The sequence below is a fragment of the Paraconexibacter sp. genome, assembly GCF_059438195.1.
In genome coordinates, this window is the sequence record NZ_JBLKKY010000141.1 from 1 (window position 1) to 1,915 (window position 1,915).

Below are 1,915 nucleotides of genomic sequence, written 5' to 3' on the forward strand. Positions count from 1 at the left end.
GACGGCACCGGATTTTCGCGTCCCCCGTTCGAGTCCTGGCCAGGCTGGTACGAGACCGCGCCGCTCTTCGGCGGGGCCTCAGCCGGGGCGATCCTGGTCGGTACGGCTCCACAGCTCGGCGTACTGGCGTCCTCGGTGGCGGCCGTCGCCTCCGCCGCGAGCGTCGTGCGCGGCGCGGTCGCTGCCGCGGGTCGCACCATCGCGTCCCTCGCCGCCCTCCCGGTCCACGGCGTCCACGACCCCGTCGGGCGATGATCGCCCGTCACGCTCGCCGGACGCCTCGCCGCGGAGGCGGAGGCGCGCGGCGACCTCGGCGCCGCGCTGCGATGGGCGCGCGAGCGGGCCGCGGGCGACGCCCTGTCGGAGACGGCGCAGCGCGAGCTCGTCCGGCTGCTCGCCGCGACCGGCGACCGGGCCGCCGCGCTGCGCGCCATCGACGCGCTGCGGACCCGGCTCGTCGACGAGCTCGGGGTGGGACCGTCGGCCGAGACCCGCGCGGTCATCGACGCCGTCCTCCAGGACGACGCGCCGGCCGCCGCCACGGCGAGCGCGCCACCCCCGGCCCTCCCGCTGCCCGGGCCGGTCGCCGCGCTCGCAGGCTCGCCGATCGTCGGCCGCGACGAGGAGATCGCCGCGCTGCAGCGCGCCTGGGCCGACGCGCGCGAGGGCCCGCCGCGGGTCGTCCTCCTCGCCGGCGAGCCGGGCATCGGCAAGACGCGGCTCGCCGCCGAGCTCGCCCGTCGCGCGCACCTCGACGGGGCGCTCGTCCTCTTCGGCCGCTGCGACGCCGAGGGCCTCGTCCCCTACGAGCCGCTCGCCGAGGCCCTCGAGCGCCCGCTCGCCGCGGGGACGCTCCCCGCCGGCGCGCTGCCGCCCGCGCAGGTCGAGGAGCTGCGCCGCCTCTTCCCCTGGCTCGGCGAGCCGGGTGCGGCAGCGCCGGCCGCGGGCGAGGACCCGGAGACCGCGCGCTACCGCCTCTTCGAGGCCGTCCGCGCCGCCGTCGAGGCGCTCTGCTCGCGGGCGCCCGTCGTCCTCGTCGTCGACGACCTCCAGTGGGCGGGGACGCCGACCGTCGCCCTCCTCTCCCACCTCCTGCGCACGCTCGCGACCGGCGGTCTCCTCGTCGTCGGCACGTACCGCGACGCACCCGCCGATCTCGTCGAGCAGCCGTTCGCCCGCGCGGCCGAGGAGCTGCTGCGCCGGGAGGACGTGCGGCTCCTCCCCGTCGAGCCGCTCGACGAGCGCGCAGTCGCCGCCCTCCTCGCCCCGCTCGCCGGCGACGACGCGCTCGCGCGGCGGGTGCACCGCCGCACCGGCGGCAACGCGCTCTTCGTCGTCGAGCTGCTCCGCGACCTCGGGGAGCGCCGCGCGCTCGCCGACGACGGGGAGACGGCGATCCCGCCCGCCGTCCGCGCGGTCATCGCGCAGCGGGTCGCGCGCCTCGGCGAGGCTGCGCTCGGCGTCCTGCGCGCGGCCGCGGTCGCCGGCGAGCGGTTCGCCCTCGCCGATGTCGAGGCGGTGTGCGAGCTGGGCGAGGACGACGTGCTCGACGCGGTCGAGGACGCGCTCGCCGCACGGCTCGTCCGCGAGGCCGCCGAGGAGTCCGGGCGCTACGCCTTCACGCACGCGCTCGTCGCCGACGCGCTGCGCGAGGGGATGAGCGACGTCCGCCGGCGCCGCCTCCACCTGCGGCTCGGCGAGGCGCTCGCCGCTCGCGGCGCGACCGCCTCCGAGGTCGCCCGCCACGTCCTCGCCGCCGGCGCCGAGGCTCCGCCGGCGCTCGTCGCGGAGTGGGCGCACCGCGCGGCCGGCGAGCAGATCGCGACCCTCGCCTACGAGGAGGCGGCGCGGACGCTGCGCGACGCGATCGAGATCGCCGGCGCCGGGCTCGACGCCGCCGCCCGCGGCCGCGTGC

General features: G+C 79.7%; 1 protein-coding gene and 1 pseudogene. Both read left to right on the top strand.

Translation table 11 applies throughout. The features are described from left to right. Positions 1-321: 321 nt before the first annotated feature. A pseudogene (locus ACME2J_RS22240) lies at positions 322-456 on the top strand (hypothetical protein); the annotation flags it as partial. A gap of 15 nt (positions 457-471) precedes the next feature. Then, positions 472-1,915: ATP-binding protein (locus tag ACME2J_RS22245; protein WP_495547134.1), on the top strand; the 1,444-nt coding region annotated here is incomplete at its 3' end.